This is a genomic window from Streptomyces sp. NPDC096311 (assembly GCF_044763085.1).
Classification (GTDB): domain Bacteria; phylum Actinomycetota; class Actinomycetes; order Streptomycetales; family Streptomycetaceae; genus Streptomyces.
In genome coordinates this window covers 113844-138034 of the sequence record NZ_JBIWFN010000025.1, presented here as the reverse complement: position 1 = coordinate 138034, position 24191 = coordinate 113844, and the positions used below count along the sequence as shown (strand labels likewise).

The 24191-nt window shown below is 71.3% G+C and carries 19 protein-coding genes and 1 pseudogene; 10 read left to right on the top strand and 10 right to left on the bottom strand.

Features of this window, described 5'->3' with window-relative positions:
* The first annotated feature begins 49 nt into the window (after nt 1-49).
* From ACIRA5_RS44510 to ACIRA5_RS44500, 3 genes are read left to right on the top strand one after another with little or no spacing between them, the layout of a single operon-like run.
* A complete protein-coding gene (locus tag ACIRA5_RS44510) occupies nt 50-859 on the top strand; it encodes an HlyD family efflux transporter periplasmic adaptor subunit (RefSeq protein WP_403701605.1) in 810 nt (269 codons plus the stop codon).
* Entirely contained in the window at nt 856-3078 is a 2223-nt protein-coding gene (locus tag ACIRA5_RS44505; RefSeq protein ID WP_403701602.1) for an NHLP family bacteriocin export ABC transporter peptidase/permease/ATPase subunit, read from the top strand. Before ACIRA5_RS44510 ends, ACIRA5_RS44505 begins: the two co-directional genes overlap by 4 nt.
* A 1-nt stretch (nt 3079) precedes the next feature.
* Nucleotides 3080-5905, top strand: coding sequence for an NHLP bacteriocin export ABC transporter permease/ATPase subunit (locus ACIRA5_RS44500; protein WP_403701599.1), 2826 nt, complete (start codon nt 3080-3082; stop codon nt 5903-5905).
* Between the two features lie 65 nt (nt 5906-5970).
* Here the strand turns inward: ACIRA5_RS44500 and ACIRA5_RS44495 are convergent, their stop codons facing one another.
* Both ACIRA5_RS44495 and ACIRA5_RS44490 read right to left on the bottom strand, forming a co-directional pair.
* Nucleotides 5971-6507 (bottom strand): SRPBCC family protein, encoded by a 537-nt coding sequence (locus tag ACIRA5_RS44495; protein ID WP_403701597.1) that lies wholly within the window; start codon nt 6505-6507, stop codon nt 5971-5973.
* Nucleotides 6508-6512: 5 nt separating this feature from the next.
* The gene (locus ACIRA5_RS44490) at nt 6513-6866 is read right to left on the bottom strand and encodes an ArsR/SmtB family transcription factor (protein ID WP_403701594.1); all 354 of its coding nucleotides are present in this window, start codon (nt 6864-6866) and stop codon (nt 6513-6515) included.
* 204 nt (nt 6867-7070) lie between these two features.
* On the opposite strand from ACIRA5_RS44490, the gene ACIRA5_RS44485 reads away from it, so the two are divergent.
* Nucleotides 7071-8570 carry an MFS transporter gene (locus tag ACIRA5_RS44485; protein ID WP_403701592.1) on the top strand — a complete coding sequence of 500 codons (1500 nt, stop codon included), beginning with the start codon at nt 7071-7073 and terminating at the stop codon, nt 8568-8570.
* An 11-nt stretch (nt 8571-8581) separates the two neighbouring features.
* Here the strand turns inward: ACIRA5_RS44485 and ACIRA5_RS44480 are convergent, their stop codons facing one another.
* Complete coding sequence (locus tag ACIRA5_RS44480) at nt 8582-10165, bottom strand: bifunctional phosphatase PAP2/diacylglycerol kinase family protein (RefSeq protein WP_403701589.1); 1584 nt, start codon at nt 10163-10165, stop codon at nt 8582-8584.
* Nucleotides 10166-10308: 143 nt separating this feature from the next.
* On the opposite strand from ACIRA5_RS44480, the pseudogene ACIRA5_RS44475 reads away from it, so the two are divergent.
* A pseudogene (locus tag ACIRA5_RS44475) lies at nt 10309-10605 on the top strand (STAS domain-containing protein); the annotation flags it as partial.
* 19 nt (nt 10606-10624) lie between these two features.
* On the opposite strand, the gene ACIRA5_RS44470 reads toward ACIRA5_RS44475, so the two are convergent.
* From ACIRA5_RS44470 to ACIRA5_RS44445, 6 genes are all read right to left on the bottom strand, one after another.
* A complete protein-coding gene (locus tag ACIRA5_RS44470) occupies nt 10625-12595 on the bottom strand; it encodes a DUF2264 domain-containing protein (protein ID WP_403701586.1) in 1971 nt (656 codons plus the stop codon).
* 22 nt (nt 12596-12617) lie between these two features.
* Nucleotides 12618-13757, bottom strand: coding sequence for a LacI family DNA-binding transcriptional regulator (locus tag ACIRA5_RS44465; RefSeq protein ID WP_403701584.1), 1140 nt, complete (start codon nt 13755-13757; stop codon nt 12618-12620).
* A 58-nt stretch (nt 13758-13815) separates the two neighbouring features.
* A complete protein-coding gene (locus ACIRA5_RS44460; RefSeq protein ID WP_403701581.1) occupies nt 13816-15465 on the bottom strand; it encodes a sugar ABC transporter substrate-binding protein in 1650 nt (549 codons plus the stop codon).
* 29 nt (nt 15466-15494) lie between these two features.
* Nucleotides 15495-16382, bottom strand: coding sequence for a carbohydrate ABC transporter permease (locus ACIRA5_RS44455; protein WP_403701578.1), 888 nt, complete (start codon nt 16380-16382; stop codon nt 15495-15497).
* Nucleotides 16379-17233, bottom strand: coding sequence for an ABC transporter permease (locus ACIRA5_RS44450; protein WP_403701695.1), 855 nt, complete (start codon nt 17231-17233; stop codon nt 16379-16381). The genes ACIRA5_RS44455 and ACIRA5_RS44450 overlap by 4 nt, the downstream gene beginning before the upstream one ends.
* Before the next feature lie 400 nt (nt 17234-17633).
* A complete protein-coding gene (locus tag ACIRA5_RS44445; RefSeq protein ID WP_403701575.1) occupies nt 17634-18128 on the bottom strand; it encodes a subtilase-type protease inhibitor in 495 nt (164 codons plus the stop codon).
* A 309-nt stretch (nt 18129-18437) separates the two neighbouring features.
* Between ACIRA5_RS44445 and ACIRA5_RS44440 the strand changes: the two genes are divergently transcribed.
* The 5 genes from ACIRA5_RS44440 (at nt 18438) to ACIRA5_RS44420 (ending at nt 22975) form a co-directional block, all read left to right on the top strand.
* Nucleotides 18438-18989: a hypothetical protein gene (locus tag ACIRA5_RS44440; protein WP_403701572.1), complete on the top strand. Its 552-nt coding sequence runs from the start codon at nt 18438-18440 to the stop codon at nt 18987-18989.
* A gap of 50 nt (nt 18990-19039) precedes the next feature.
* On the top strand, nt 19040-19867 hold the full coding sequence (locus ACIRA5_RS44435; protein WP_403701569.1) for an LLM class F420-dependent oxidoreductase: 828 nt from the start codon (nt 19040-19042) through the stop codon (nt 19865-19867).
* 64 nt (nt 19868-19931) lie between these two features.
* Nucleotides 19932-20378, top strand: coding sequence for a TIGR03668 family PPOX class F420-dependent oxidoreductase (locus tag ACIRA5_RS44430; protein ID WP_403701565.1), 447 nt, complete (start codon nt 19932-19934; stop codon nt 20376-20378).
* Nucleotides 20379-20640: 262 nt separating this feature from the next.
* Nucleotides 20641-22224, top strand: a complete 1584-nt coding sequence (locus tag ACIRA5_RS44425) for a cytosine permease (RefSeq protein WP_352045149.1) — start codon at nt 20641-20643, stop codon at nt 22222-22224.
* A gap of 82 nt (nt 22225-22306) precedes the next feature.
* Nucleotides 22307-22975, top strand: a complete 669-nt coding sequence (locus ACIRA5_RS44420; protein WP_403701561.1) for a cyclase family protein — start codon at nt 22307-22309, stop codon at nt 22973-22975.
* Nucleotides 22976-23010: 35 nt separating this feature from the next.
* On the opposite strand, the gene ACIRA5_RS44415 is transcribed toward ACIRA5_RS44420, so the two are convergent.
* On the bottom strand, nt 23011-24189 hold the full coding sequence (locus ACIRA5_RS44415; RefSeq protein ID WP_352045147.1) for a helix-turn-helix domain-containing protein: 1179 nt from the start codon (nt 24187-24189) through the stop codon (nt 23011-23013).
* Nucleotides 24190-24191 lie beyond the last annotated feature (2 nt).

The following is a 24191-nucleotide window of genomic DNA, read 5'->3' as shown; positions in this document are numbered from 1 at the left end:
CGGGACTTCTCGGATGCCGTAAACCTCTCGAACAGGTGAGGGAAGTCCCGTGCAGTTCCGCCAACAGGCCCTCGCCAAGCTGCAGTCGCCCGAAGAACTCGACCTTCCGGTGCGCTTCGCCCGCCCCCAGGGCTGGCTCGCCCTGTCCGTGACGGTGGTCGTCATGGCGGCGGCGTCCGTCTGGGCCGTGACGGGCACGGTGGCGTCCACCGTGAGCGCGCCCGCCGTCCTCACCCACGGCGAGGGCAGTTACATACTGCAGAGCCCCGTCGCGGGGCAGGTCACCGAGGTCGTCGCCCAGGAGGGCGAACGACTGCCCGCGAACGCGCCCGTGCTCAAGGTCCGTACGGCCCAGGGCGGTACGACCGTCGTCCGCACGGTCGCCGCGGGACGCGTCACCGCGCTCGCCGCCACCATCGGCGCGATCATCTCGACCGGCGCGAACGTCGCCGCCGTGGAGAAGGTCGCCCACGCCGACGATCCGCTCTACGCGACGGTGTACGTCCCCGCCGAGAGCGCCGCCACCATCCCCGCGAACGCCTCCGTCGACCTCACCGTGCAGTCGGTGCCGACCCAGCAGTACGGAGTACTGCGCGGCCATGTGAAGGCGGTCGGCCGGAGCGTGCAGACCCCCCAGCAGATCTCCTCCTTCCTCGGTGACAGCCAACTCGGCGAACAGTTCACCAAGAAGGGCCGGCCGGTGGCCGTCCTGGTCCGCCTCGACCGCTCCGCCGCGACGAAGAGCCGCCTGAAGTGGTCCTCGGCCGACGGCCCGCCGTTCGCGCTCACCTCCATGACCCTGGCCACGGGTTCGATCCGCCTGGCCGATCAGCGCCCCGTCGATTGGCTCCTGCCGTGACCGCCGCACCAGACACCCGGAGCAGACGCCGCACCGCCCCGCCCAAGCGCACGGTCCCCAAGGCGAAGGGGAAGACGGTCCGCACCCCCACCGTCCTCCAGATGGAGGCCGTGGAGTGCGGCGCCGCCTCCCTCGCCATGGTGCTCGGCCACTACGGCCGCCACATCCCCCTCGAAGAGCTGCGCATCGCGTGCGGTGTCTCCCGGGACGGCTCGCGCGCCAGCAACCTGCTCAAGGCGGCGCGCAGTTACGGCCTCACGGCCAAGGGCATGCAGATGGACACGGCCGCGCTCGCCGAGGTGAAGGCGCCCGCGATCCTGTTCTGGGAGTTCAACCACTACGTCGTCTACGACGGCATGGGCCGCCGCTTCGGACGGCGCGGCGTGCACATCAACGACCCCGGCAAGGGCCGCCGTTTCGTGCCGATGGAGGACTTCGACACCAGCTTCACGGGTGTGGTGCTGGTCATGGAGCCGGGGCCCGACTTCCACAAGGGCGGCCGCAAGCCGGGCGTCCTGGGTGCCATGCCGGCCCGGCTGCGCGGCACCTCGGGCACGATGCCCGCGGCCGTGCTGGCGAGCCTGCTGCTGGTCGCGGTCGGCGCGGCGGTCCCCGCGCTGAGCCGGACGTACATCGACACGTATCTGATCGGCGGCCGGACCTCGCTGCTGGGCGTGCTGTTCACGTCGATGGGCGCCTGTGTGGCGCTGACCGTCGTGCTGACCTGGCTCCAGCAGGCCAACCTGCTGCACGGCCGCATCATCTCCTCCACCCTCTCCAGCGCCCGCTTCCTGCGCCATCTGCTGCGGCTGCCCGTCACCTTCTTCTCCCAGCGCAGCCCGGCCGACCTGGTGCAGCGGCTCCAGTCGAACGACGCGGTGGCCGAGACCCTGGCCCGCGACCTCGCGGCGGCCGGCGTGGACGCGATCGTGGTCGTCCTGTACGCGGTGCTCCTCTACACCTACGACCCGCAGCTCACGGCCGTGGGCATCGGCGTCGCGCTGCTCAACGTGATCGCCATGCGCGTGGTGATCCGGCTGCGCGCGACCCGTACGGCGAAGCTGCGCGCCGACAGCGCGCGCCTCACCAACACCGCGTACACCGGCCTCCAGTTGATCGAGACGATGAAGGCGACCGGCGGCGAGGACGGCTACTTCCGCAAGTGGGCCGGGCAGCACGCGACCACGCTGGAGGAGCAGCAGCGCCTCGGGGTGCCGAGCGCCTGGCTGGGCGTGGTCGCACCGACGCTCGCGACGCTCAACTCCGCGCTGATCCTGTGGATCGGCGGTCTGCGGGCGGTCGAGGGGCACATCTCCGTCGGTCTGCTCGTCGCCTTCCAGGCCCTGGTCACCCGCTTCACCGCGCCCCTCACCCGGCTCAACGGCGTCGCGGGCCGCATCCAGGACTTCGCCGCCGACGTGGCCCGGCTCAAGGACGTCGAGAACTTTCAGACCGACCCGCTCTACGCCCGCTCCGGCAACGGCGAGTCCACCCGCCGGCTCCAGGGTCATGTCGAGCTGGAGAACATCACGTTCGGCTACAGCCCGCTCGACAAACCCCTGCTCACCGGCTTCTCACTGACGGTCGGACCGGGCCAGCAGGTGGCCCTGGTCGGCGGCTCGGGCAGCGGCAAGTCCACGGTCTCCAGGCTCATATCGGGCCTGTACGCCCCGTGGGAGGGCACGATCCGCATCGACGGACAGCGACTGGAGGACATCCCGCGCGGCGCGCTCGCCGCCTCCGTCTCCTTCGTCGACCAGGACGTGTTCCTGTTCGAGGGGACGGTCCGCGACAACGTGGCCCTGTGGGATCCGTCCATCCCCGACGAGGCGGTGGTCGCGGCGTTGCAGGACGCGGCGCTGTACGACGTCGTCACGCGCCGCCCCGGTGGCATCCACAGCCGGGTCGAGCAGGACGGCCGCAACTTCTCCGGTGGCCAGCGCCAACGCCTGGAGATCGCACGGGCGCTGGTGCGCAGGCCCAGCATCCTGGTGCTCGACGAGGTGACCAGCGCGCTGGACGCCGAGACCGAGCAGACGGTCATCGACAACCTGCGCAAGCGCGGCTGTGCCTGTGTGGTGATCGCGCACCGGCTCAGCACCGTGCGCGACAGCGACGAGATCGTCGTGCTGCAGCACGGCACGATCGTGGAACGCGGGCGGCACGACGCCCTGGTGGCGGCCGGCGGTCCGTACGCCGAGCTGGTCAAGGAGCGATGAGATGACCACGGTTCACGAGGGCGCACGCGAGGGAGACCTCGTCCTCGGCGCGCTCGGCGGCATGGGAACGCCGGTCGACTGCTCCGGCCTCGGCCGCCTCGATCTGGAAGGACCGCAGGTCCTCTGGCTGGTGGCGGCGGGCGCCATGGACCTGTTCGCGGTCGACGCCGTCCAGCAGGGCCACTGGCACCACCTCGGGCGCCTCGAAGCGGGCTCCCTGCTGCTGGGCCCCGTCGCCGGCCCGCAACACACCCTCGTGGGGCGGCCGTTGCGGGACTGCGTCGTGCGCCGGATCGTGCTGCGCGAGCTGTACCAGCCGGTGGACACCCAGACCTGGTCCTACGACGACTACGGCAACCCCCAGTACGTACCGCCGACGTCGAGCCCGCTGGAGTACGCCCTCGCCCTCGGCGTCGGCCGCAGCCTGTCCATTCTCTTCCAGGCGCCGATGGCCACGGAGAACGCCGCCGCGCTGACCGATGACGACGTCTTCTGGATGCAGGTGCCGCCCGGGAGTGTCCAGTACGGCTCCCTGTACGGCGCCGAGGCGGCGGCCGATCTGCTGATGGACTCCGGTGTCTGGCAGGGCATGGTCGACCAGCAGTACCGGCTGCTGTCCACGCTCGACCGCTGGATCGAGCAGTTGGAGGCCAGCCACGAGGACCGCACGGCGGCGGGCATCAAGGCGGGCGAGGCCGTCCGCGCCCAGGCCGACCGGACCCTGCTGGCGTCGATCGGCAAGTCGTCCAAGCGCCCGACGGCGGCCGACGCGGACGCCACGTACGCGGCCTGCAAGCTGGTCGCCCGCGCGTCCGGGATCACCCTCGCCGAGTCCGCGCAGAGCGGCACGGAGAGCGACCGGCTCGACCCGGTGGAGCGGATCGCGCTCGCCTCGCGCGTCCGCACCCGTGCCGTACGCCTCGACGGGCGCTGGTGGCGCGACAACATCGGCCCGCTGGTGGGCCACCGTGCCGTGTCGGGCTCCCCGGTCGCGCTGCTGTGGCGGCGCGGCGGCTACGTGGCCCTGCAGCCGTCTTCGGGCCGGGAGACCCCCGTCGAGAAGGCCAACGCGCCGGAGTTCGAGCCGCGGGCCGTGATGTTCTACCGTCCGCTGCCCGAGCGGAAGCTGAGCCCGCTGCGGCTGCTGCGCTTCTGCCTCCAGGGCACCGGCGGCGACCTGCGCAACCTCGCGATCAGCGGTCTCGTCACCGTCGCTATCGGCGCGCTGGTGCCGATCGCCACCGGCCAGGTGCTCGGCGAGTACGTGCCCAAGGCCCAGCACGGCCTGATCGTGCAGGTCTGTCTGGCCATCATGGTCACCAGCATCGTGTCGGCCGCGTTCATGCTGCTCCAGAACCTCACGATGCTGCGGATGGAGGGGCGGATCGAGGCGACGCTCCAACCGGCCGTGTGGGACCGGTTGCTGAGGCTGCCCACGAAGTTCTTCACGTCCCGCTCGACCGGTGAGCTGGCCAGCGCGGCCATGGGCATCAGCGCGATCCGCCGCCTCCTCGCGGGCGTCGGACCGACGCTCGCGCAGGCGGGCACGGTCGGCGCGATGAACCTGGGGCTTCTCCTTTGGTACAGCGTGCCCATGGCGCTCGCCGCGATCGGCATGCTCGTCGTCATCGCGGCCGCGTTCCTCGGGCTCGGTCTGTGGCAGGTGCGCTGGCAGCGCCGTCTGGTCGTCCTCAGCAACAAGCTGAACAACCAGGCGTTCCAGACCCTGCGCGGCCTGCCCAAGCTGCGGGTCGCGGCGGCCGAGAACTACGCGTACGCCGCCTGGGCGGGCGAGTTCGCGCGCAGCCGCGAGCTCCAGCAGAAGGTCGGCCGCATCAAGAACCTCACGACGGTGATGGGCGCGGTGTACCTGCCGCTGTGCTCACTGCTGATGTTCATGCTGCTCGCGGGTCCGGCGCGCGGCTCGCTGTCGGCCGCCGACTTCCTGACCTTCAACACGTCGATGACCATGCTGCTGACCTCGGTCACCCAGGTGACCGGCGCGTTCGTGTCGGCGGCGGCCGCGCTGCCGATGTTCGAGGAGATCAAGCCGGTGCTCGACGCCACACCGGAGGTGCGGGTGGCGAGCACCCGCCCCGGGGTGCTGTCCGGTGCGATCGAGGCCCGGCGGCTGTCCTTCCGGTACGCCGACGACGGTCCGCTGGTCCTGGACGACGTGTCGTTCGACATCAAGCCCGGCGAGTTCGTGGCGATCGTCGGCCCCAGCGGCTGCGGAAAGTCCACGCTGCTGCGGCTGCTGATCGGCTTCGACAAGCCGGTCTCGGGCAGTGTGCTCTACGACGGGCAGGACCTGGGAGCGCTCGACCAGTCCGCCGTACGCCGTCAGTGCGGTGTGGTGCTCCAGCACGCCCAGCCGTTCACCGGCTCGATCCTGGACTGCATCTGCGGTACCGAGCCGTACACGCCCGAGGAGGCGATGGCGGCGGCCGAGATGGCCGGCCTGGCCGAGGACATCAAGCGGATGCCGATGGGGCTGCACACCATCGTCTCCGGCAGCGGCGCGATCTCGGGCGGCCAGCGGCAGCGCCTGATGATCGCCCAGGCGCTGATCCGTCGGCCCCGCATCCTCTTCTTCGACGAGGCGACCAGCGCGCTCGACAACGAGACCCAGCGCACGGTCATCGAGAGCACCCGGGCGCTCAACGCCACCCGGATCGTGATCGCGCACCGGCTGTCCACGGTGATGGACGCGGACCGTGTCATCGTGATGGAGGACGGCCGGGTCGCCCAGCAGGGCCCGCCCGCGCATCTGCTGGCGGACACGGGCGGGCGGCTGCACGAGCTGGTGCGACGGCAGCTGGCCTGAGTCGGCGCCGTCGGTCCCTTCCGGTACCGGGGCGCCGTCGCCCCCTCCCCAGCACCGCGACTCCGTCAGTCCATGCCCGGCACCGGGGCACCGGACGGGACCCCGGCCTCGACGTAACGGGCGTAGATCTCCTTCCAGGGCGCGGTGGCCCCGGCGTGCGGGCCCTCGAAGCGCCCGCCACGGGCCTTCCTCTCCAGGGCGGCGAGGCACACCTCCCAGCCGGCGCCGTTGCGGGCGGCGGTGTTCTCGGCCGCGAGGACGTGGGTGAGGGTGAAGTGGGTGCGCTTGTCGTCCAGGGCGTCGAGGTCGAAGCGGAGCTCGTCGCCGCCCCAGTCGAAGGAGAGGTGCCGGGGCGGGTCGACGGCGAGGACCCGGCCCGTGGACTCGGGCATGTTCGGGTCGCCGCTGAACCTGATCGTGCCGCCGGGGCGCAGCTCGATCTCGGCCCGGGACGGGAACCACTCGACCAGTTCGTCCGGGTCGGTCACGAACCGCCAGACGCGGTCGACGGGGTGGTCGTAGGTGCGGCTGAAACGGACGGCGGGGCGGCCGTCGTCGAGGGTGAGGTAGGTGCCGGTGAGCGCGGTGGGTTCGGCGGACATGTCGCTCAGTCCTTAGGAGTGGGGTCTTCCGGGGGGTCCGACGGCTCCAGCGCCGTCCTGTCCAGGCGGCGGCCGAGAGCGTCCAGGCTCTCGTTCCACAGCTTCCGGTACGGGGTCAGCCAGGCGTCGAGTGCGGCGATCGGGGCCGGGTCGAGGGCGTAGACACGGCGTTGCGCGTCCTGTCGTACGCGCACCAGGCCCGCGTCCCGGAGCACCCGCAGATGCTTCGACGTGCCCGGCTGGCTCAGACCGCACGCCTCCACGATCTCTCCGACCGGCCGCGGGCGCTCAAGGAGCAGCGCGACGATCGCACGACGGTGGGGGTCGGCGAGAGCGGTCCAGAGGGTGGCGTCGGACATGGGGTCAATATGCCTCGCTGGTTATATGCCCGTCAAGGCATACGCGTCGGACCGACTCCAGCCACCACTGTGACGGCCGCCTCACCCGACACCCTCAGCGAAACGTTGCCGTTTCGCTGAGGGTGCCCTAGGCTTCGAGGTGTACGAAACAGTTTCGTTTACGTTCCTGTAACCCCTGAGCGACTTCCCTGGAGTGGTTCTCCCATGTCCCAGACCCTGACCGAAGGCGCCCGCAAGGGCACCGTGGACGGTTCGTCCACTCCCTCGTCGAAGCGGTGGTGGATCCTCTCGATCATCGGCATCGCGCAGCTGATGGTGGTCCTCGACGCCACCATCGTGAACATCGCCCTCCCCTCCGCCCAGGCGGACCTCGGCTTCTCCGACGGCAACCGGCAGTGGATCGTCACGGCGTACTCGCTGGCCTTCGCCTCCCTGCTGCTGCTCGGCGGACGCATCGCCGACCTCTTCGGGCGCAAGCCCGCCTTCCTCATCGGTATCGCGGGATTCGCCGGAGCCTCGGTGCTCGGCGGCGCCTCCACCAGCTTCGGGATGCTGGTCACCGCGCGCGCCCTGCAAGGTGTCTTCGGCGCGCTGCTCGCGCCCGCCGCGCTCTCGCTGCTGAACACGACGTTCACCGACGCCAAGGAACGCGCCAAGGCGTTCAGCGTCTACGGGGCGATCGCCGGCGCCGGTGGCGCGGTGGGCCTCCTGCTCGGCGGTGTACTGACCGACGCGCTCGACTGGCGCTGGACGCTGTTCGTCAACCTCGTCTTCGCGGTCGTCGCCTTCGCCGGTGGCTGGGTGCTGCTGAGCAATCACCGTGACGCGGCGAACTCCAAGCTCGACCTGCCGGGCACGCTGCTGGTCTCCTCCGGTCTCTTCGCTCTCGTCTACGGTTTCTCCAACGCCGAGACGCACGACTGGAGTTCACCCCTGACCTGGGGATTCCTCATCGCCGGTGGTGTCCTGCTGAGCGCCTTCGCCTGGTGGCAGACGCGCGCCGAGCACCCGCTCCTGCCGATGCGCGTGCTGCTCGACCGCAACCGTGCCGCGTCCTTCATCACCGTTCTGATCACCGGTGCGGGCATGTTCGGCGTCTTCCTCTTCCTCACCTACTACCTGCAGCTGAACCTGGGCTTCAGCCCCACCAAGACAGGTGTGGCGTTCCTGCCGATGATGGCGGCCCTGATGGTCATGGCCCAGGTCTCCACCACCGTCCTGGTGCCGCGGATCGGACCGAAGGTCGTCATCCCCGCGGGCTTCGCGATCGCGGTGGGCGGCATGGCCTGGCTGACCGGCATCGGAGTCGCCTCCGACTTCTCGACCGCCGTGCTGCCGCCGCTGCTGCTGATCGGTGCGGGCCTCGGCATCGTGATGCCGCCCGCCATGTCGCTGGCCACCAGCGGGATCGCGGCGGAGGACGCGGGTGTCGCCTCCGCGACGGTCAACACCATGCAGCAGGTGGGTGGTTCGATCGGTACGGCGCTGCTGAACACGCTGGCCGCGAGCGCCGCGACGAGCTACCTCGCCGGCAAGGACGCGACCAGCAAGCTGGTCCAGGCACAGGCGACGATCGAGAGCTACACCACCGCCTTCTGGTGGTCGGCGGGCTTCTTCGCCGCGGGCGCGGTGATCGCCTTCCTGCTCTACCGCCGCGGAACCCTGGACGCGGACCCGGACGCCGTACGGGCCGTCCACATGTAGGTCCCGTGTGATCACTCACAGGCCGAGGGGCCGCCGTCTGCAGGGAGACGGCGGCCCCTCTCACGTCTGCGGCGGCCGGCCGGCCGGGTACTCCGGGCGGGTTCGTTCCGCTGTACGGAGGGCCGGTACACGACGAGCGTCCGCCGCTCCTTCTCCAGCCTCAACCCGGGCGGCGCGGGCGCGACTTCACCGTCGTACGCGAGTGTGTCCGTACCACCGAGTTCCGTCAGCTCGACCCGCGGAACCACCTCCGCTCCATAGACCCGGGACCGGCCGAGCGTGCCGGCGAGCGCGGAGACGATCACCCGGGTGCGGGCGAGCCGGTGTTCGCCGTCGATCAGGCGCAGGTCGATCAGCCCGTCGTCCAGGCGGGGCCGGTAGGCGGGAGCGAAGCCCTGGGGTTCGTAGCGGCCGTTGCCCGCGAAGAGCAGCCACAGCCGGCGGTGGTGTCCGTCGACGCTCAGCTCCACGGGCGTCGCGGTGCGCAGCACCCGGACGAGGGCGACGGCCGCCGCCGGCCACTTGCCCATGCGCTGCTCCAAGTGCTCCCGCATCCGCACGAGTTCGGGGTACAGGCCGATGCTGAAGGTGTTGAGGAACCGCACCTCGTGACCCGCCCCCGACCGCGCCACGCCGAAGTCCACGGCCACCGCCTCGCCCCGCGCGACCGCGACCGCGGTGTCCTCGACATCCCGTACGCCGACGTCCTGGGCGAAGTGGTTGAGGGTGCCGCCGGGGAACACCGCGAGTGCGAGGCCCCGCCCGGCCGCCGCGCGGGCCGCCGCGTTGACACTGCCGTCGCCCCCGCACACACCGAGCGCACCGCCCGCCGCCCCGGCCCGCTCGACCGCCCTGTCCACCGCCCGCTCCAGCAGCGCGGCGAAGTCGTCGTCCGGGCCGCGCTCGACCAGCTCGGCCCGCGGCAGCAGTCCGCGCAGCCGCTCGGCGGGCGGCAACGGGGTGCCCGGCGCACCCGTCCCGGCCCGGGTGTCGACGAAGACGACGAGCCCTTCGCCGCCGGGCAGCGCTGGCGCGGACGCCGAGGGCCGTTCGCGCGCCGGGAGCGCGGGGCGCGGCGGCCACCAGCGGCAGGTGAGCGCGGCGGCTGCGACGCCGATCGCCATCCCGGCCAGCACGTCTGCCGGGTAGTGCACCCCGACGTACACCCGCGAGAAGGCTACGGCGGCAGCGAAGGGCGCGACCAGGGCGCCGTATCCGGCCGACTCCAGGGCGACACCGGTGGCGAACGCCGCGGCCGAGGCGGAGTGGCCGGAGGGGAAGGAGGTGGTGTGCGGCTGACGCTTCAGGTGCCGGATCGACGGCACATGCTCCAGCAGCGGACGGGGCCGCCGGGTGCTCCACTTCACGACGGTGTTGACGGTCAGCGAGGCGATCGTGAGCGAGCCCACGCCCCGCAGGGCCGCCCGGCGGGGCGCCCGGCCCTGGACGAGCGCGAGGCCGACCGCCGTGCCGAGCCACAGCCGTCCGTGATCGGCGCAGCGGCTGAGCCGTCGCAGCGCCGGATCCGCGCCGGGCACCCGAGCCGCGGCCACCCGCGTGAACAGCCGCCGATCCCATTCGCCGAGAACTCTCATGCCCCACGGCTACGGCACCCGGCCCACCTCGGCATCCCCAGTCAATACACCATCCCCAATATTCACCCGTTCGAGTGAACAGAATCGCGTCTGTGGCGACCTGAGGATGTTTCCGGCCAGGCCGGGGTAGCTAGCGAGACCACATGACCCTCGCAGATTCCGGGCTTCCCTCGACCAATCCCTACGCCCACAGTTATCCGCGCGGTCCGTTCACCGTGGTCGAGGTGACGGGAGAGATCGACATCGCGACGGCGGAGGCGCTGGCCGAGCATCTGTCGGCGGCGACGGCTCGGGCCGAGCCGGACGTGCTGGTCGATCTGCGCCGGGTGGCCTTCTTCGACTGCTCGGGCCTGCGTGTACTGTGCCGCGCCGAGACACGGGCGCGGGAGCGCGGCGGACGGCTCCGCGTCGTCTCCGACGGGCCCCGCGTCCACCGCCTCCTGCGCGCCGCGCACCTGCTCAGCCGCTTTCCACCGCTGGCCGGACTCCCGGAACCACCGGAACCGACGCACCCGCGAAACCGCCCGGCAGTTCCTCCTGCGTCCCGTCCGGAAAGCGGATCAGAACCCCACCGCCGGCCGTGACCCGGGCGCTCGCACCGACGAGTTCGGGATCGCGGCCGAGGACCACCAGGGTGACGAGGAGATGGACCCCGCCAGGGTGAGCGGGCAGCGCGAGATGGGGAGTCGCCGAATGGACCCCGTAGGCGTTGGCGTCCCTGGCCCGCGCGACCAGGCCGTTTCCCGACGCGTCCCAGCCGAGCAGTCCGACGACCGCGCTCGTCAGCCCGTCCGGGCGTCGCGCCCGCGCCCATCGCGGCCCCGTGCCCTCCGCAGGCGCCCCGGCGTCGTCGGCCAGCGCCCACCCCCCTTCCCGTACGACCGCGCCGCGCGGCCCCGCGACCCGGTGCACCCGCACCTCCCACGGACCGTGCACCACGCTGGTCGTCTCGATGCGATGCTCGGCGCCCGCCAGACGTGCCGTGTGCCAGGAGGCGGCGCGGCGCCCGGCCGCCCCCAGCGGATGGATCCGGCCGCGCCGGGACCGCGTGCCGTCCGCCGCGACCAGCGCGAGCTGGTTGTCGATCCCGGCGCCCCCGGTGGCGATCCCGGCCCACTCGGTGTCGGGCGCGGCCGCGCTGGCGTAGGCGAACCTCGTGTAGTGCGGGCTGTCCTCGTCCGGTGCGGGCGGGGGCGGCAGTCGGTCGCTCCCGTGGTTCACCAGGCGTACGACGCCGTCGGCGGCCGTCGAGTGCAGGAGCCAGCCCGGGACGGGCAACGCCACGCACGAGTCGGCCGTGTCCACAGGTCCTGGCTCCTCGGGGGCCGTCCACACGGGGTGGTCGGCGGGAAGCAGCAGGCCGAGGAACGCCTTGCTCGCCCAGTACGGCGAGGCGGGTCCCGAGTAGAGCTGGGTGACCGGGAGAAAGGGACGGTACCAGCCGAGCGACAACAGCCCCTTCTCATCGGGCACACCGCGTTCGGCGAAGTGCTTCAGGGCCCCGGAGGCGAGGCGTCGGGTCAAACCCGGTGCCAGCGGGGTCGCGTCGGCGAGGACTCCCGCCCACAGGGGAGCGGTGGTCGCGAAGCGGTACGTCAGGGAGCGGCCCTGGTGCACGGGGGCGCCGTCCGCGCCGAAGAAGTACTGATGGACGCCGAGGAATTCGCGTAGTCGGGCGCGGTGCCCGGCCACCAGCTCCGGGGCGGCCCGCGATCCGGCGACACGCGCCCACAGCACCGGGTACAGATGCAGGGCCCAGGCGTTGTAGTAGTCGAACTTGCGGCCGTCGCCGTCCGTGTACCAGCCCTCCCCCCGGTACCAGTCCCCCAGCCGCGCCAGCCCGGCGTCGATCTCGTCCCGGCTGTGCGGGGCGCCGACCGAGGCGAGGAACTCCTCCGTGATGACCTGGAAGAGCCGCCAGTTGGAGTCGTTGGCCCTCGCGCCGATGAAGCCGCTCAGCCAGTCGACGACACGGCCGCGTACGGAGTCGCCGAGGCGGTCCCAGATCCAGGGGCGTGTCTCGTGCAGGGCGATCGCGACGGACGCGGCCTCGACCATGGGCTGGCCCCGGTCGGTGATGGGCGGCCACCGGTCCGGGCCGTGCGGGTCCGTCCCGGCGGTGAGCCCGGCCGCGTAGCGCTCGATCAGCCCGGGACCCACCCGGCCGCCGGAGCCCGCGATACGGAAGGCGGCGAGCAGGAAGGAACGTGCGTAGCCCTCGAGGCCGTCGGACCAGGGTCCGGAGTGACTGGCCCGGCCGGGGAGGCGGTACTGGGCCCAGGTGGGTGAGGCGTAAGGGAGCAGTCCGTCCAGGAGGCGGTCGGCGGTCGCCTCCCAGTGGGCCCGGGTCCAGCCGGTGACCGGTGAGGTGGTGGGGTCGGGGGGCGGCAGGTGTGTCGGGGTGGTGAGCGACACATGCGGCACGGTCATACGGGGGTGGATCCTCCGTCTTCTAGGCCCCCGGCGGGGGCGGCTGGACGCTGTCGCGCACGACGATGTGGGTGCCGAGCAAGTGGTGGGCGCCCGCCGCGTGTTCGGGGTCGCGCAGGGCGATGCGGACGGCGGCGCGGCCGAGTTCCTCGGCGGGGGTGCGGACGGTGGTGAGTGGAGGGTTGAAGTCCTCTGCGAGCGGGATGTCGTTGTAGCCGACCACCGAGATGTCCTGGGGTACGCGCAGCCCGGCGTCGGCGATGGCCCGCAGGGCTCCGGCGGCGACCATGTCGTCCCCGGCGAAGACCGCGGTGAAGCGCGCGGTGTCGGTGTCCGGGGTGGCGGTGCCCGGGGTGAAGGTGTCGACGGTGTCGGTGTCCGGGGTGGCGGTGTCACCGGGGCCCGGGCCCCCGCCCGCCTTGAGCAGTTCCGTCATCGCGCGGTGGCCCGCGGCCCGGCCCAGGCCGCAGTCGACGACGTGGGCGGCCTCGGGGCCCAGGCCGTGTTCGGCGAGTGCGGCCCGGTATCCGGCGACGCGGGCGTCGAGGGCCGTGTTGCCCGGCAGGCCGCCGAGGAAGACGATCCTGCGGTGGCCGGCCGAGAGCAGATGGCCGGTGATCGCGCGTGCCCCGGCCTCGTTGTCGAACTCGACGACGAGCGCTGGGATGTCGGCATCCGGCGCGGGCCTACCGCACAGGACGAGCCGCGCGCCGGACGAGGCGAGGGCCTGGGCGTAGTGCGCGACGCGCTCGCGGTAGGCGTCGTCCTCGACGACCCCGCCGACCAGGATCACCAGCCCTGCCCCCTCCTCGCGCATGAGCTGGACGAACTCCAGCTCGCGCCCGGGGTCACCGCCCGTGGTGCCGACCAGGCAGAGCCAGCCGCGGGCGGCGGCCTCCGCCTCCACGCCCTCGGCGACCTGGGCGTAGAAGGGGCTGGTGACCTGGCGCAGGACGACGGCGACCATCTTCCGGCCGCCGCCGACCAGGGCGCGGGCGTGCGCATTGGCGACGTAGTCGAGGTCGCGGGCGGCGCGCAGCACCCGGGCCCTGGTGGACGCGGGCACCGGGTGGTTGCCGCTGAGCACGCGCGAGACCGTGGCCATGGACACTCCGGCCCGCTCGGCCACCTCGCGGATCGTGACCCGCCCCTTCGACGTCATGTCGTTCCCCATCCCCATGCCCATCCCCCGTGCCTCTGCTTCGACCGGCTCCGCCGCCTCAGGTGTTGGCGGCGTAGTCCTTCGCGAACTCCTCGGCCATTCTGTCGCCGCCGCGATCGCGCCATCTCCTCGCGGCCGCGTCGAGCTCGGACAGCGGCAGGCGGCCCGCGATGACGCCGGTGACCGTGTCGTCCATCAGCGCCCTGAGCGTGGTGCCCTGGGCGGTGTACGTGCGGGACTGCAACCCGAAGGACGCGTTGCGGATCGCCACCGGGACCACCTTCACCTGCCAGGCGTGCAGGGCGCGTACGGCCTCGGGCATGCCCGGCACGAACAGCACCTGGGGCCCCTCGGCGAGGTACTTCAGCGGCAGGTTGGTGTTGTTCTCTACGTCGCCGAGTTTGGTGGCCTCGGGCGAGCCGTCCCTGCCGCGGGTGAAGTGGGTGCCCTCGACGCCGTAGTGGACGAGTTCCCACTCCTTGCTGCCGAAGGGCGCGGCGAGGTAGTTCAGGACGCGCAGGAGAAGCTCGATGCGCTCCTTCTTCGCCTTCTTCAGGACCGTGTAGCCGAAGGAGCGGCGGCCGGCGACGATCCCGCCGGGTGTCCCTTCCACGCTGTACGGCAGCGCGGCGGCCGGGGTCAACAGGCCTTTGGAGTCCAGGTACTTGGGGAGGTACCCGCCGAATCCGTCCTGCATGGAGCCGACGGTGCCGTTGAGGAAGAGCGTGCTCAGGTCCGGCTGGGAGAGGGAGGTGGCGTCGGGGTGGTAGGAGCCATTCTTGCGGAGCTGCGCCTGATAGGCGACCGCCGCCTTGTAGCGTTCGTCGCCGTAGTTCGCGTGGAAGGTGCCGTCCTTGTCCACGGCCCAGCCCTGCGGCGCGTTGTGCGCGGCGGAGTGCACCGCGTTGCCGAACAGCGAGCCGGTCGCGGCCCCGAGCGCGTACTTCTTTCCCCTGGTGCCTTTCTTGGCGACGGCGGCGAAGTCCTGGGAAGTCCAGCCCTCCTTCATCCCCGCGTCGGTGAAGAAGGCCTGGTTGAGCCAGAGGGTGGAGCCCGGCAGCGGGCGTTCCAGGGGGATGCCGTAGATCCGGCCGCCGACGCGGCCCATGTCGCGCCAGGCGTGGGTGGGGATGTTGGCGAGGTTGGGGTAGTCCGCGATCGCCGCGCCGGAGAGGTACGGGGTGAGGTCCTCGGCCCTGCGCTGTACGAACTGGGCCTCGCGGGGCAGTACGAAGCCGGAGAAGACGTTGATGATGTCGGGCAGTTCGCCCGGGTCACCGGCCATCACCGTGGCCATCTTCTTCTGATAGTCGGTCTGCGAGATGATCGTGTATTCGATCTTCACGCCGAGCGCCTTCTCGACCGCCGCCCAGAACTGGTTCGCGGAGGCCGGCTTCGGCGGCGTACCGAAGGTCACGGACATGACCTTGACGGTGGAGCCGTCGCCCGGTGTGCCCGAGACCGCCGTGACCAGGTTGGCGGGGTAGGCCGTGTATCCGGCCTGGACCCCGGCGTCGGTGGGAGCGAGGTCGGGCTTCGGGCCGGCGAACGCCTTGTACGCGGGCCAAGGGGCCAGCTTTTTGCCCGCGTTGGAGACGTCGTCGTCGCCCGAGCCGGTCGAGCAGGCGGCCAGTGTGCCGGGGGCGGCGAGCGCGGCGCCGCCGATGGCCATCGAGCGCAGCAGGGTGCGCCGGGACAGGGAGGGCATGGGAAACCGACCTTTCCTGGTGGACGGAGTCAGCTCTTGATGGCGCCGGTGAGCACGCCCTTGGTGAAGTACTTCTGGAGGAAGGGATAGACGAGCAGGATCGGTACGGTGGCGATCACCAGGACCGCCATCTGCACGGTCTGCGGCGCGTTGACCGTGCCCTCGCCGACCGTCGTGTCGGTGAGCCCGGAACCGGCCACCACGTAGGTGCGCAGCACCTGTTGGAGCGGCCAGTGGTCGCTCTCCAGATACAGGGAGGCGTAGAACCAGGAGTTCCAGTACGCCACCGCGTAGAACAGTCCGACGACGGCGAGGGCCGCCTTCGACAGGGGCAGTACGACCGACCACAGCACCCGCCAGTCCCCCGCCCCGTCCAGCCGTGCGGCCTCGTACAGCTCCTCCGGGATCGCCTGGAAAAAGCCGCGCAGGACGACGAGGTTGAACACATTCACGAGCACGGGAAGGATCAGCGCGCTGTACGTGTCGAGCATGCCCAGCTCCTTGACCAGCAGGAAGCCGGGGATCATGCCCGGGGGGAAGAGGAAGGTGAACAGGATCAGGAGCAGGACCGGTTTGCCGCCGAAGACGCCGGGGCGCGACAGCGCGTAGGCGAGGGTGACGGTGCAGACGAGGCTGAGCAGGGTGCCGACGAGGGTGACGCCCGCGCTGACGCCGAGGGCATGGGTGACGATGCCGCCGTCGAGGATGTCGCGGTAGGCCTTGAGGGTGGGGTGCTGGGGCCAGAGCACCCAGCCGCCGTTCGCCACGACCTCCCGCTGGGAGGCGAGCGAGGTGGAGAGGATGACGAGGAACGGCACGCACACCAGCAGGACGACGGCGACGAGGGCGACGGCCTTGGCGGCCTGGGTCGCGGGCCTCGGTTTCTCCATCCAGCCGGGCCGGGCATGGGTGCTCACCGGTAGACCCCCTGTTCGCCGAGGCGGTGGGCGACCTTGTTGGCCGCGTAGACGAGCAGGGCGCCGACGACACCCTTGAACAGGCCCGCGGCGGCGGCGAATCCGTAGTCGCCGCCGACGATGCCCTGGTAGTAGACGAAGGTGTCGATGATCTCGGCGGCCTGCGGGCCGACGGCGTCGCGCTGGAGCAGCATCTGTTCGAAGCCGACCGAGAGGATGTCGCCGAGCCGCATGATGAGCAACAGCACGATCACCGCGCGGATGGCGGGCAGGGTGACGTGCCAGAAACGGCGCCAGGGGCCCGCGCCGTCGATGGCCGCGGCCTCGTACTGCTGCTCGTCGACCTGGGAGAGCGCGGCGAGGAAGATGATCGTGCCCCAGCCGGCGTCCTTCCAGATGACCTGGGCGACGACGAGCGGTTTGAAGGCCTCGGGGTTGCCGATGATGTCCACGGTGTGCAGGCCGGCGTCGCCGAGATAGCTGTTCACCATGCCCGTGTCGCCCAGGACCTGCTGGAACAGTGCGACGACGATCACCCACGAGATGAAGTGCGGCAGGTAGGCCACCGACTGCACGAAGCGGCGGATGCTGCTGCGGGTGAGGCTGTGCAGCAGCAGGGCGAGGGCGAGCGGGACGGGGAAGTAGAAGGTGATCTGCAGGACCGCGATCCAGAGGGTGTTGAGGACCGCGTCCCAGAACTCGCCGTCCTCGAACATCCTCCGGAAGTTGTCGAGACCCACCCACCGACTGCCCCAGATGCCGTCGAACGGGACGTAGTCCTTGAACGCGATGACGTTGCCGAGCAGGGCGCCGTAGTGGAAGACCAGGAAGTAGGCGAGCCCGGGGAGCATCAGCAGGAACAGCGCCCTGCCGCCACGTCCATGAAAGCGTTTCAAGCCGCGACGGGGCTCGATCGGAGGGCGGCGCGAAGGGTCCACCGCCTCTGTACCTGCGTGGTCCCGCAACACTGCGGCCACGGAGCCTCCTCACCTGAGACTGTCGGGTGAGGGGAAATTAAAACGTTTCCAATGCGGGGTCAACACTTCTGACAGAACTACGAGTTGAGGACACCTAGCTGGGGCAGGCGCCGGGGCGGACGCCGGACAAACAGATGTCGGGGGCCGGCCGGCGGCCCCACTCCGCCTGACCGACCCCCGATGCGAGATCGCGTCGTACTCCGTGCTTCGGGGCGCGCACTCCCCACCTACTGACCCCGCTCGACGCTCACGAAGGCCGCGCGATCCCGGTCTCTCAGAACGTGAAGAAGCTCGTCCCGTAGGAGTTCTTCACGCACTCGTTGGCGAAGGTCCGTTCGTACGCGACGCGCTTGCCGCGCCAGACGCCCTGGACGGTGACGACCACCGGATCGAACTGCCGCGTACACAGTGCGCCGTCTCTGAGGGTCAGGGCGTCGAAGTCGCCGTTCACCGCCCGGAGTTCGGCACAGGCGTCATAGGCGGCGGGGTGGGTGCCCGAGGGGGTCGGGGCGCAGTTCAGCGTGACCGCGCGCTCCGGGGTGACGGTGGCGGCGGTCTCTCCGTGGCCCATGGTGAGCACCAGGGCCGAGGGGGCGTAGAGCCCTGAGGGGGCGAGAGCCGGCGTGGCGTGGGCCTGGCTCGTGACCGTCCGGGTCTCAGCCGTCTGAGTCACGTGGGTCGGGGTGGCGAGGGCGGGCCCCCCGAGGGGGCCGCAGACGGCGGCGGCCGTGAGGGTGAGAGTCGCTGCCCAGCGCGCGGTGGTCGGCATTGTGTGCATCCTTCCGCTCGATTGAATGCAGTACCGGCTCGGTTGAGTGCCGGTGCGGCGAGCGCGAGTCTGCCGAGTCCGGACCGGAAACACACATCGACCCCACGCGTTTCAGTAACTTTGAGTATTGAATCAGTGGCGCGAAGTAGCGAAACTCGAACGTTCAAGCCCCGGAACTGAGGGGTTGCTAATCGCCAAGGACACCCTCCTGGCCGGATTCCCCCGGCTCCGCAATAGGCCTGAAACATTCCGGTTCAGCCCCCGGCGGACCCTCTTGCTTCTTCCCTGCAATGGAGTAATCGTCATTACATGATTACTTCAGAGCAGCACGAGAAGCTGCGCGGCTGGTTCGCCGGCCGCCTGCCCGACGATCTCTTCGAGAGCCTGGTGGAGGTGACGGTCGACCGGGAGGAGATCACCGTCGTCGGCCGCATCCCCGAGCCCGGGCTCGCCGAAGGTGCCTCGGACGCCGAGAAGGAGGCGGCCGCCCAGGCCCGTATCCAGGAATTCCGCGAGCGCACCCGCGACGACCGGGTCGCGGTGGCACGGGAAGCCGAGCACCGCTTCGGCAAGAGGGTCTCCTGGGGTGTGGAGTGCGGGGGCGAGCGCGCCCTGTTCACTCACATCGCCGCACCCGTCATGACCCGACTGCGCCAGCCCGAGCGCCAGGTTCTCGACACCCTCATCGCCGCCGGGGTCGCGCGCAGCCGCAGCGACGCCCTCGCCTGGTGCGTCCGCCTCGTCCAGCGCCACGCCGACGACTGGCTGACGGAACTGCGCGACTCGCTGGAGCATGTGCAGCGGGTCCGGTCCCAGGGTCCGGACGCCACGCCGCGGGACGCCACACCTGACGAGGAGTGACCGACCGCGTCACACTGGCAGCAACAGCCGACAAGACGAGGTGGTCGCGGATGAAGTTCGGAGTGTCGACGTTCATCACCGACGAGGGCATCGGCCCCAGGGCCCTGGGTCCCGCTCTGGAAGAGCGCGGGTTCGACACGCTGCTCCTGGCCGAGCACTCGCACATCCCGGTGAACCGGGAGACGCCGTATCCGGGCGGCGGCGAACTGCCCCGCATCTACTACCGCACGCTCGATCCGTTCGTGGCGCTCGCCGCCGCTGCCTCCGTGACCCGGGACCTGCTCCTGGGCACGGGGATCGCTCTGGTGGTCCAGCGCGATCCGATCACCACCGCGAAGGAGATCGCCTCCCTCGACCTGATCTCCGGCGGCCGTGCCGTGTTCGGTGTCGGCGCCGGCTGGAACCGGGAGGAGATGCGCAACCACGGCACGGATCCGGCCTCCCGCGGCCGGCTGATGGACGAACGCATTCGCGCCATGATCGAGCTGTGGACCAAGGACGAGGCCGAGTTCCACGGCGACTTCGTCGACTTCGCACCCGTCTACGCCTGGCCCAAGCCGGTCCAGCGGCCGCACCCGCCCCTCTGGGTCGGCGGCAACAGCGAGCGCACCTTCGCCCGCGTCGCCGAGTACGGGTCGGCGTGGCTGCCCAGCGGCGTACCGGCCAAGGAACTGGGCGCGCGCATCGAACAGATGCGCAAGACGGCCGGTGACGGGCCGGCCGTGGTGGTCTACGCGGGCGGGCACGACCGCGAGTCCCTCGACATCTACGCGGATCTCGGCGTCGACCGGGTGCTGGTGTATCTGCCGACCCTGCCGGAGGACGAGACGCTGCGCACACTCGACGAACTGGCCGGGGCCGTGTCCGCCCACCGCTGACGCTTCCGGCCGCCGGGGATCGCGAGCCCACCGTGTTCCCGCCGCCGGGGAATCGGAGCTCGCCGTGCCGGACCTGGACCAGGAGGAGGCGCGCCGCCGGTTCGTGGCGGCACGGGTGGCGCGCCTGGCGACGGTGGACGACGAGGGGCACCCGCACCTGGTGCCCCTCGTCTTCGCGGCGCGCGGCGGCGAGATCGTCTCCGCGGTCGACCACAAACCGAAGAGGTCGCGGCGGCTGCGGCGGCTGAGCAACATCGCCGCCCACCCCGCCGTGTGCCTGCTCGTCGATGCCTACGACGAGGACTGGGAGCGGCTGTGGTGGGTACGGGCGGACGGCGACGCCCGGGTCCTGCCGCCCGGCCCGCAGAACGAGTACACGGCCGCGATCGACCTGCTGCGCGAGAAGTACGCGCAGTACCGGCAGCGGCCGCCGGACGGGCCGGTGATCGCCGTCACCGTCCACCGCTGGCACGGCTGGCGCGCCACCCCGGAGCCCGGCCCGGAGCACTGAGCCACCGCCGGGCACCTCCCCACCACCGGGCACCTCCATCGACAGACACACGCCGGACTGGACGAATGCTCCACCCCGGGCACGGAAGATGGATGTTTTACCTTCTGGCACAGGTCTCCGGCCCGGCCTTAGCGTCGGCAGACCTACCAAGGACGGCATCCGCCGCCGCACACCCCCGCGGCGACACTGGAGCCGACCTCCCCTCGCGCCACCACGCGCTCCACCGCCCGCTTCCGGGCACAGGCACTTCGCTGGAGCACCCTTGTCCGAGAACTCCCCCGCCACGTCGTCGCCGTCTCTCACCGAGGTGGAGACCTACGGCGTCGAGCGCATCCCCGACGCGGACCGCACCGCGTCGCCGCTCGACCTGTTCAGAGTCGCCTTCGGCGGTGCGAACACCTTCTCCACCTGCGTCCTCGGGGCCTTCCCCATCCTCTTCGGCCTCTCCTTCTGGCAGGGGCTCGCGGCCACCCTCCTCGGAGTCGTCGTCGGGGCGCTGATCCTGTGCCCGATGGCGATGTTCGGCCCGGTCAACGGCACCAACAACGCGGTCGCGTCCTCCGCGCACCTCGGGGTGCACGGCCGGGTCGTCGGCTCGTTCCTGTCCCTGCTCACGGCCGTGGCGTTCTTCTCGATCTCGGTGTGGAGCTCCGGCGACGCCCTGGTCGGCGGCGCGCACCGGCTGTTCGGCCTGGAGCGCAGCAACCTGTCGTACGTGGTCGCGTACGCGCTCTTCGGCTGCCTGGTGCTCGCGGTCTGCGTGTACGGGTTCCGGTTCATGCTGTTCGTCAACAAGATCGCGGTGACCTCGGCGACCGTGCTGTTCCTGCTCGGCGCGATCGCCTTCGCGGGTGACTTCGATCCCTCGTACGCCGGTGTCTTCACGGCCTCGGCCGACTCGGCGACGCAGGCGCTGTTCTGGCCCTCCTTCATCGGCTCGGCACTGATCGTGCTGTCGAACCCGGTGTCCTTCGGCGCGTTCCTCGGCGACTGGTCGCGCTACATCCCGGCGAACGCGCCGCGCCGCAAGGTCGTCGGTGCCGCGTTCCTGTCCCAGATCGCCACCCTGCTGCCGTTCGTGTTCGGGCTCGCGACCGCGAGCATCATCGCGACCAAGGCGCCGAAGTACGTCGACCCGGCGGCCCCCGACTTCGTCGGCGGCCTGCTGGCCATCTCGCCGAGCTGGTTCTTCCTGCCGGTGTGTCTGCTCGCCCTGATCGGCGGCATGTCGACCGGCACGACGTCGCTGTACGGCACCGGGCTCGACTTCTCGTCGGTGTTCCCGCGGCTGTCCCGGGTCCAGGCGACGATCCTGGTCGGAGTCCTGTCGATCGCGTTCATCTTCATCGGCCGCTTCGGGTTCGACCTGGTTCAGTCCATCTCGACGTTCGCCACGATGATCATCACCTGCACCACGCCCTGGATGGTCGTGATGATCCTCGGGTTCTACACCCGGCGCGGCTGGTACGACCCGGACGCGCTCCAGGTCTTCAACCGCCGTCAGCGCGGCGGCCGTTACTGGTTCACACACGGCTGGAACTGGCGGGGCATGACGGCCTGGTGGGTGGCCGCGGTGGTCGGTGTGCTGTTCACCAACATCCCCGGCCAGTTCGTCGGACCGCTGGGCGACCTCGCGAACGGCATCGACATCAGCCTGCCGCTGTCGCTGGCCGTCGCCGCCGTGCTGTATCTGGCGATGCTGCGACTGTTCCCCGAGCCTCGCGCGGTGTACGGGCCCGAGGGACCGCGGCTGGCCCGCGCCGTCGACGTGCCGGTGCCGCCCATCACCGGTCCGGGTGCGGAGAGCGAGGGCACGCCTGCGGTGCTCGCCGTCGACGGCAGTTGATGCGCCGACGGAGAACTGGCTGACGAGCCGACGGAGATCTGGCTCATGGAGAACCGACGGAGAACTGGCTGATGGAGAACTGATGGAGAGCTGGCTCGACCTGTCCGTGCCCGTGGTCACCGGGATGCCCGTCTATCCCGGTGACCCGGAGGTGGAGGTCTCCAGGGCGTTGCGGGTCGCCGAGCACGGAGTGAACGTCCTTCGGCTGCACATGGGGTCGCAGTCCGGTACGCACGTCGACGCGCCGTACCACGTGGACGAGGCGTGGCCCACGTTGGACGATCTGCCGCTGGAGCGGTTCGCGGGGGCGGCGGTCGTCGCCGACGTCCGTGGTCTGCCGGCGCGGGCGCCGATCACTCCCGGCCAGCTCGCCCCCGCCCTCGGCCTGCTGCGGCCCGGTTCGATCCTGCTGCTGGCCACCGGGTGGTCGCGGTACTGGGGAACCGAGGACTACCTCGCCCATCCCTGGCTCACGCCCGAGGCGGCGGAGGCCGTGGTCGCGGCGGGTGTCCTCACCGTCGGGATCGACGCGCTGAGCGTCGATCCGACCGGTCCTGTGGATCTCCCCTCCCACCGTGTGCTGTGCGGAGCGGGGGGTGTGATCGCCGAGAACCTGACCGGGCTCGGAGGCGTCGCGGACGCGCAGGCCGCGGGGTGTTCGGCGGAGGTGTTCCTGTTCCCCCTGCGCCTCGCCGGGGCCGACGGAGGCCCGGTCCGGGCGACGGCCCGCATCACGCCCGGGGCGCGGTAGTCCCTGTCTGGGGGTGTGTTCGTCGGGGGAGGAGGTTACGGCCTGATCGTGCGGGCGATGTCCAGGGTGAGGCGTTGCCAGGGGTCGCGGGGATCACGGGACGTCAGGGCGTGGATGCGCCGCAGGCGGTAGCGCAGGGACTGCGCGTGCAGGTGGAGCACCCGCGCGGCGGCGTTCGCCGAGCCGGCGTCGATGTACGCGGTCAGCGCCTCCATGAGATGCCGCTGACCCGGGTCGGTGAGCGGCCCGAGAACGAGGCGGGCGACCTGGTCCGGCGCGGCGGCCGGATGCCCGCCGAGCAGGGCGAGGACATGGGCGTCGGCGTCCGTGAGGACACGCCCCGGCCGGTGCGCGTGGGCGGGCGCCGTGTCGAGGGCGTCGGCGGCGAGCCGATGCGCCACGGCGACCCGGTCCAGGCTCTCTCCGGTGATCGCACAGCCCCGCCAGGACCGCGCGCCCAGCACCGCCCCCGCCCCGGCGGCAGCGGCACCCGGCAGCAACAGAACGGCACGGGAGCCACGTACCGTCGCGGACGAAGCCACCTCGTCCCCCGGCACGGCCAACGCCTCGAGCAGCCCCGTCGCCGCGTCGAGCGCCATGTCGGGACGCTCCGCGCCCACCGGTTCGGCCACCAACAGACAATAGGGGTCAGGAAGTTGGACCCCCAGCCGGGCCGACCGGTCGCTCAGCGCGCCGACCGAGGCGTGCCGCCCGGCGATCAGGTCGTCGAGCAGCAGCCGCAGTGCCCGGTCACGGTCCGCCGCAAGGTCCTCGTCGGTGGCGGCGTACGCCGTGGTCATCTCCTCGGAGAGGGTGTCGAGCGCGGTCAGCAGCATCCGGGTGAGAGCGAAGGCGTCCGGGGCGGCGAGCCGGGGCGCGCGGGCCGCGATCTCGTCGGTGAGCACGGTCGCCGCCACCCGGTAGGCCCGCAGCACCGCCTGCACGGGTCGCCCGTCCGCCGCGCGGGCCGCCGCGATACCTCGCAGGCGCCGCAGGTCCGACGGTTCGAGCGCGCCGTCGGTGACCCACAGGTGGAGGAGCCGCTCCAGGCCCCAGGCCGCGATGGCCCGTACTTCCGGCAGCCGGCTGTCGTCGAGCGCGGCGTACACCGGGACCTGTTCGTGGACCGCCGAGACGATCGCCGCCACGACGCGCGGATCGGCGACCATCTCCTGCCGGACGTGTTCTCTGGCGGCAACGGGCTGACTTGTCACAG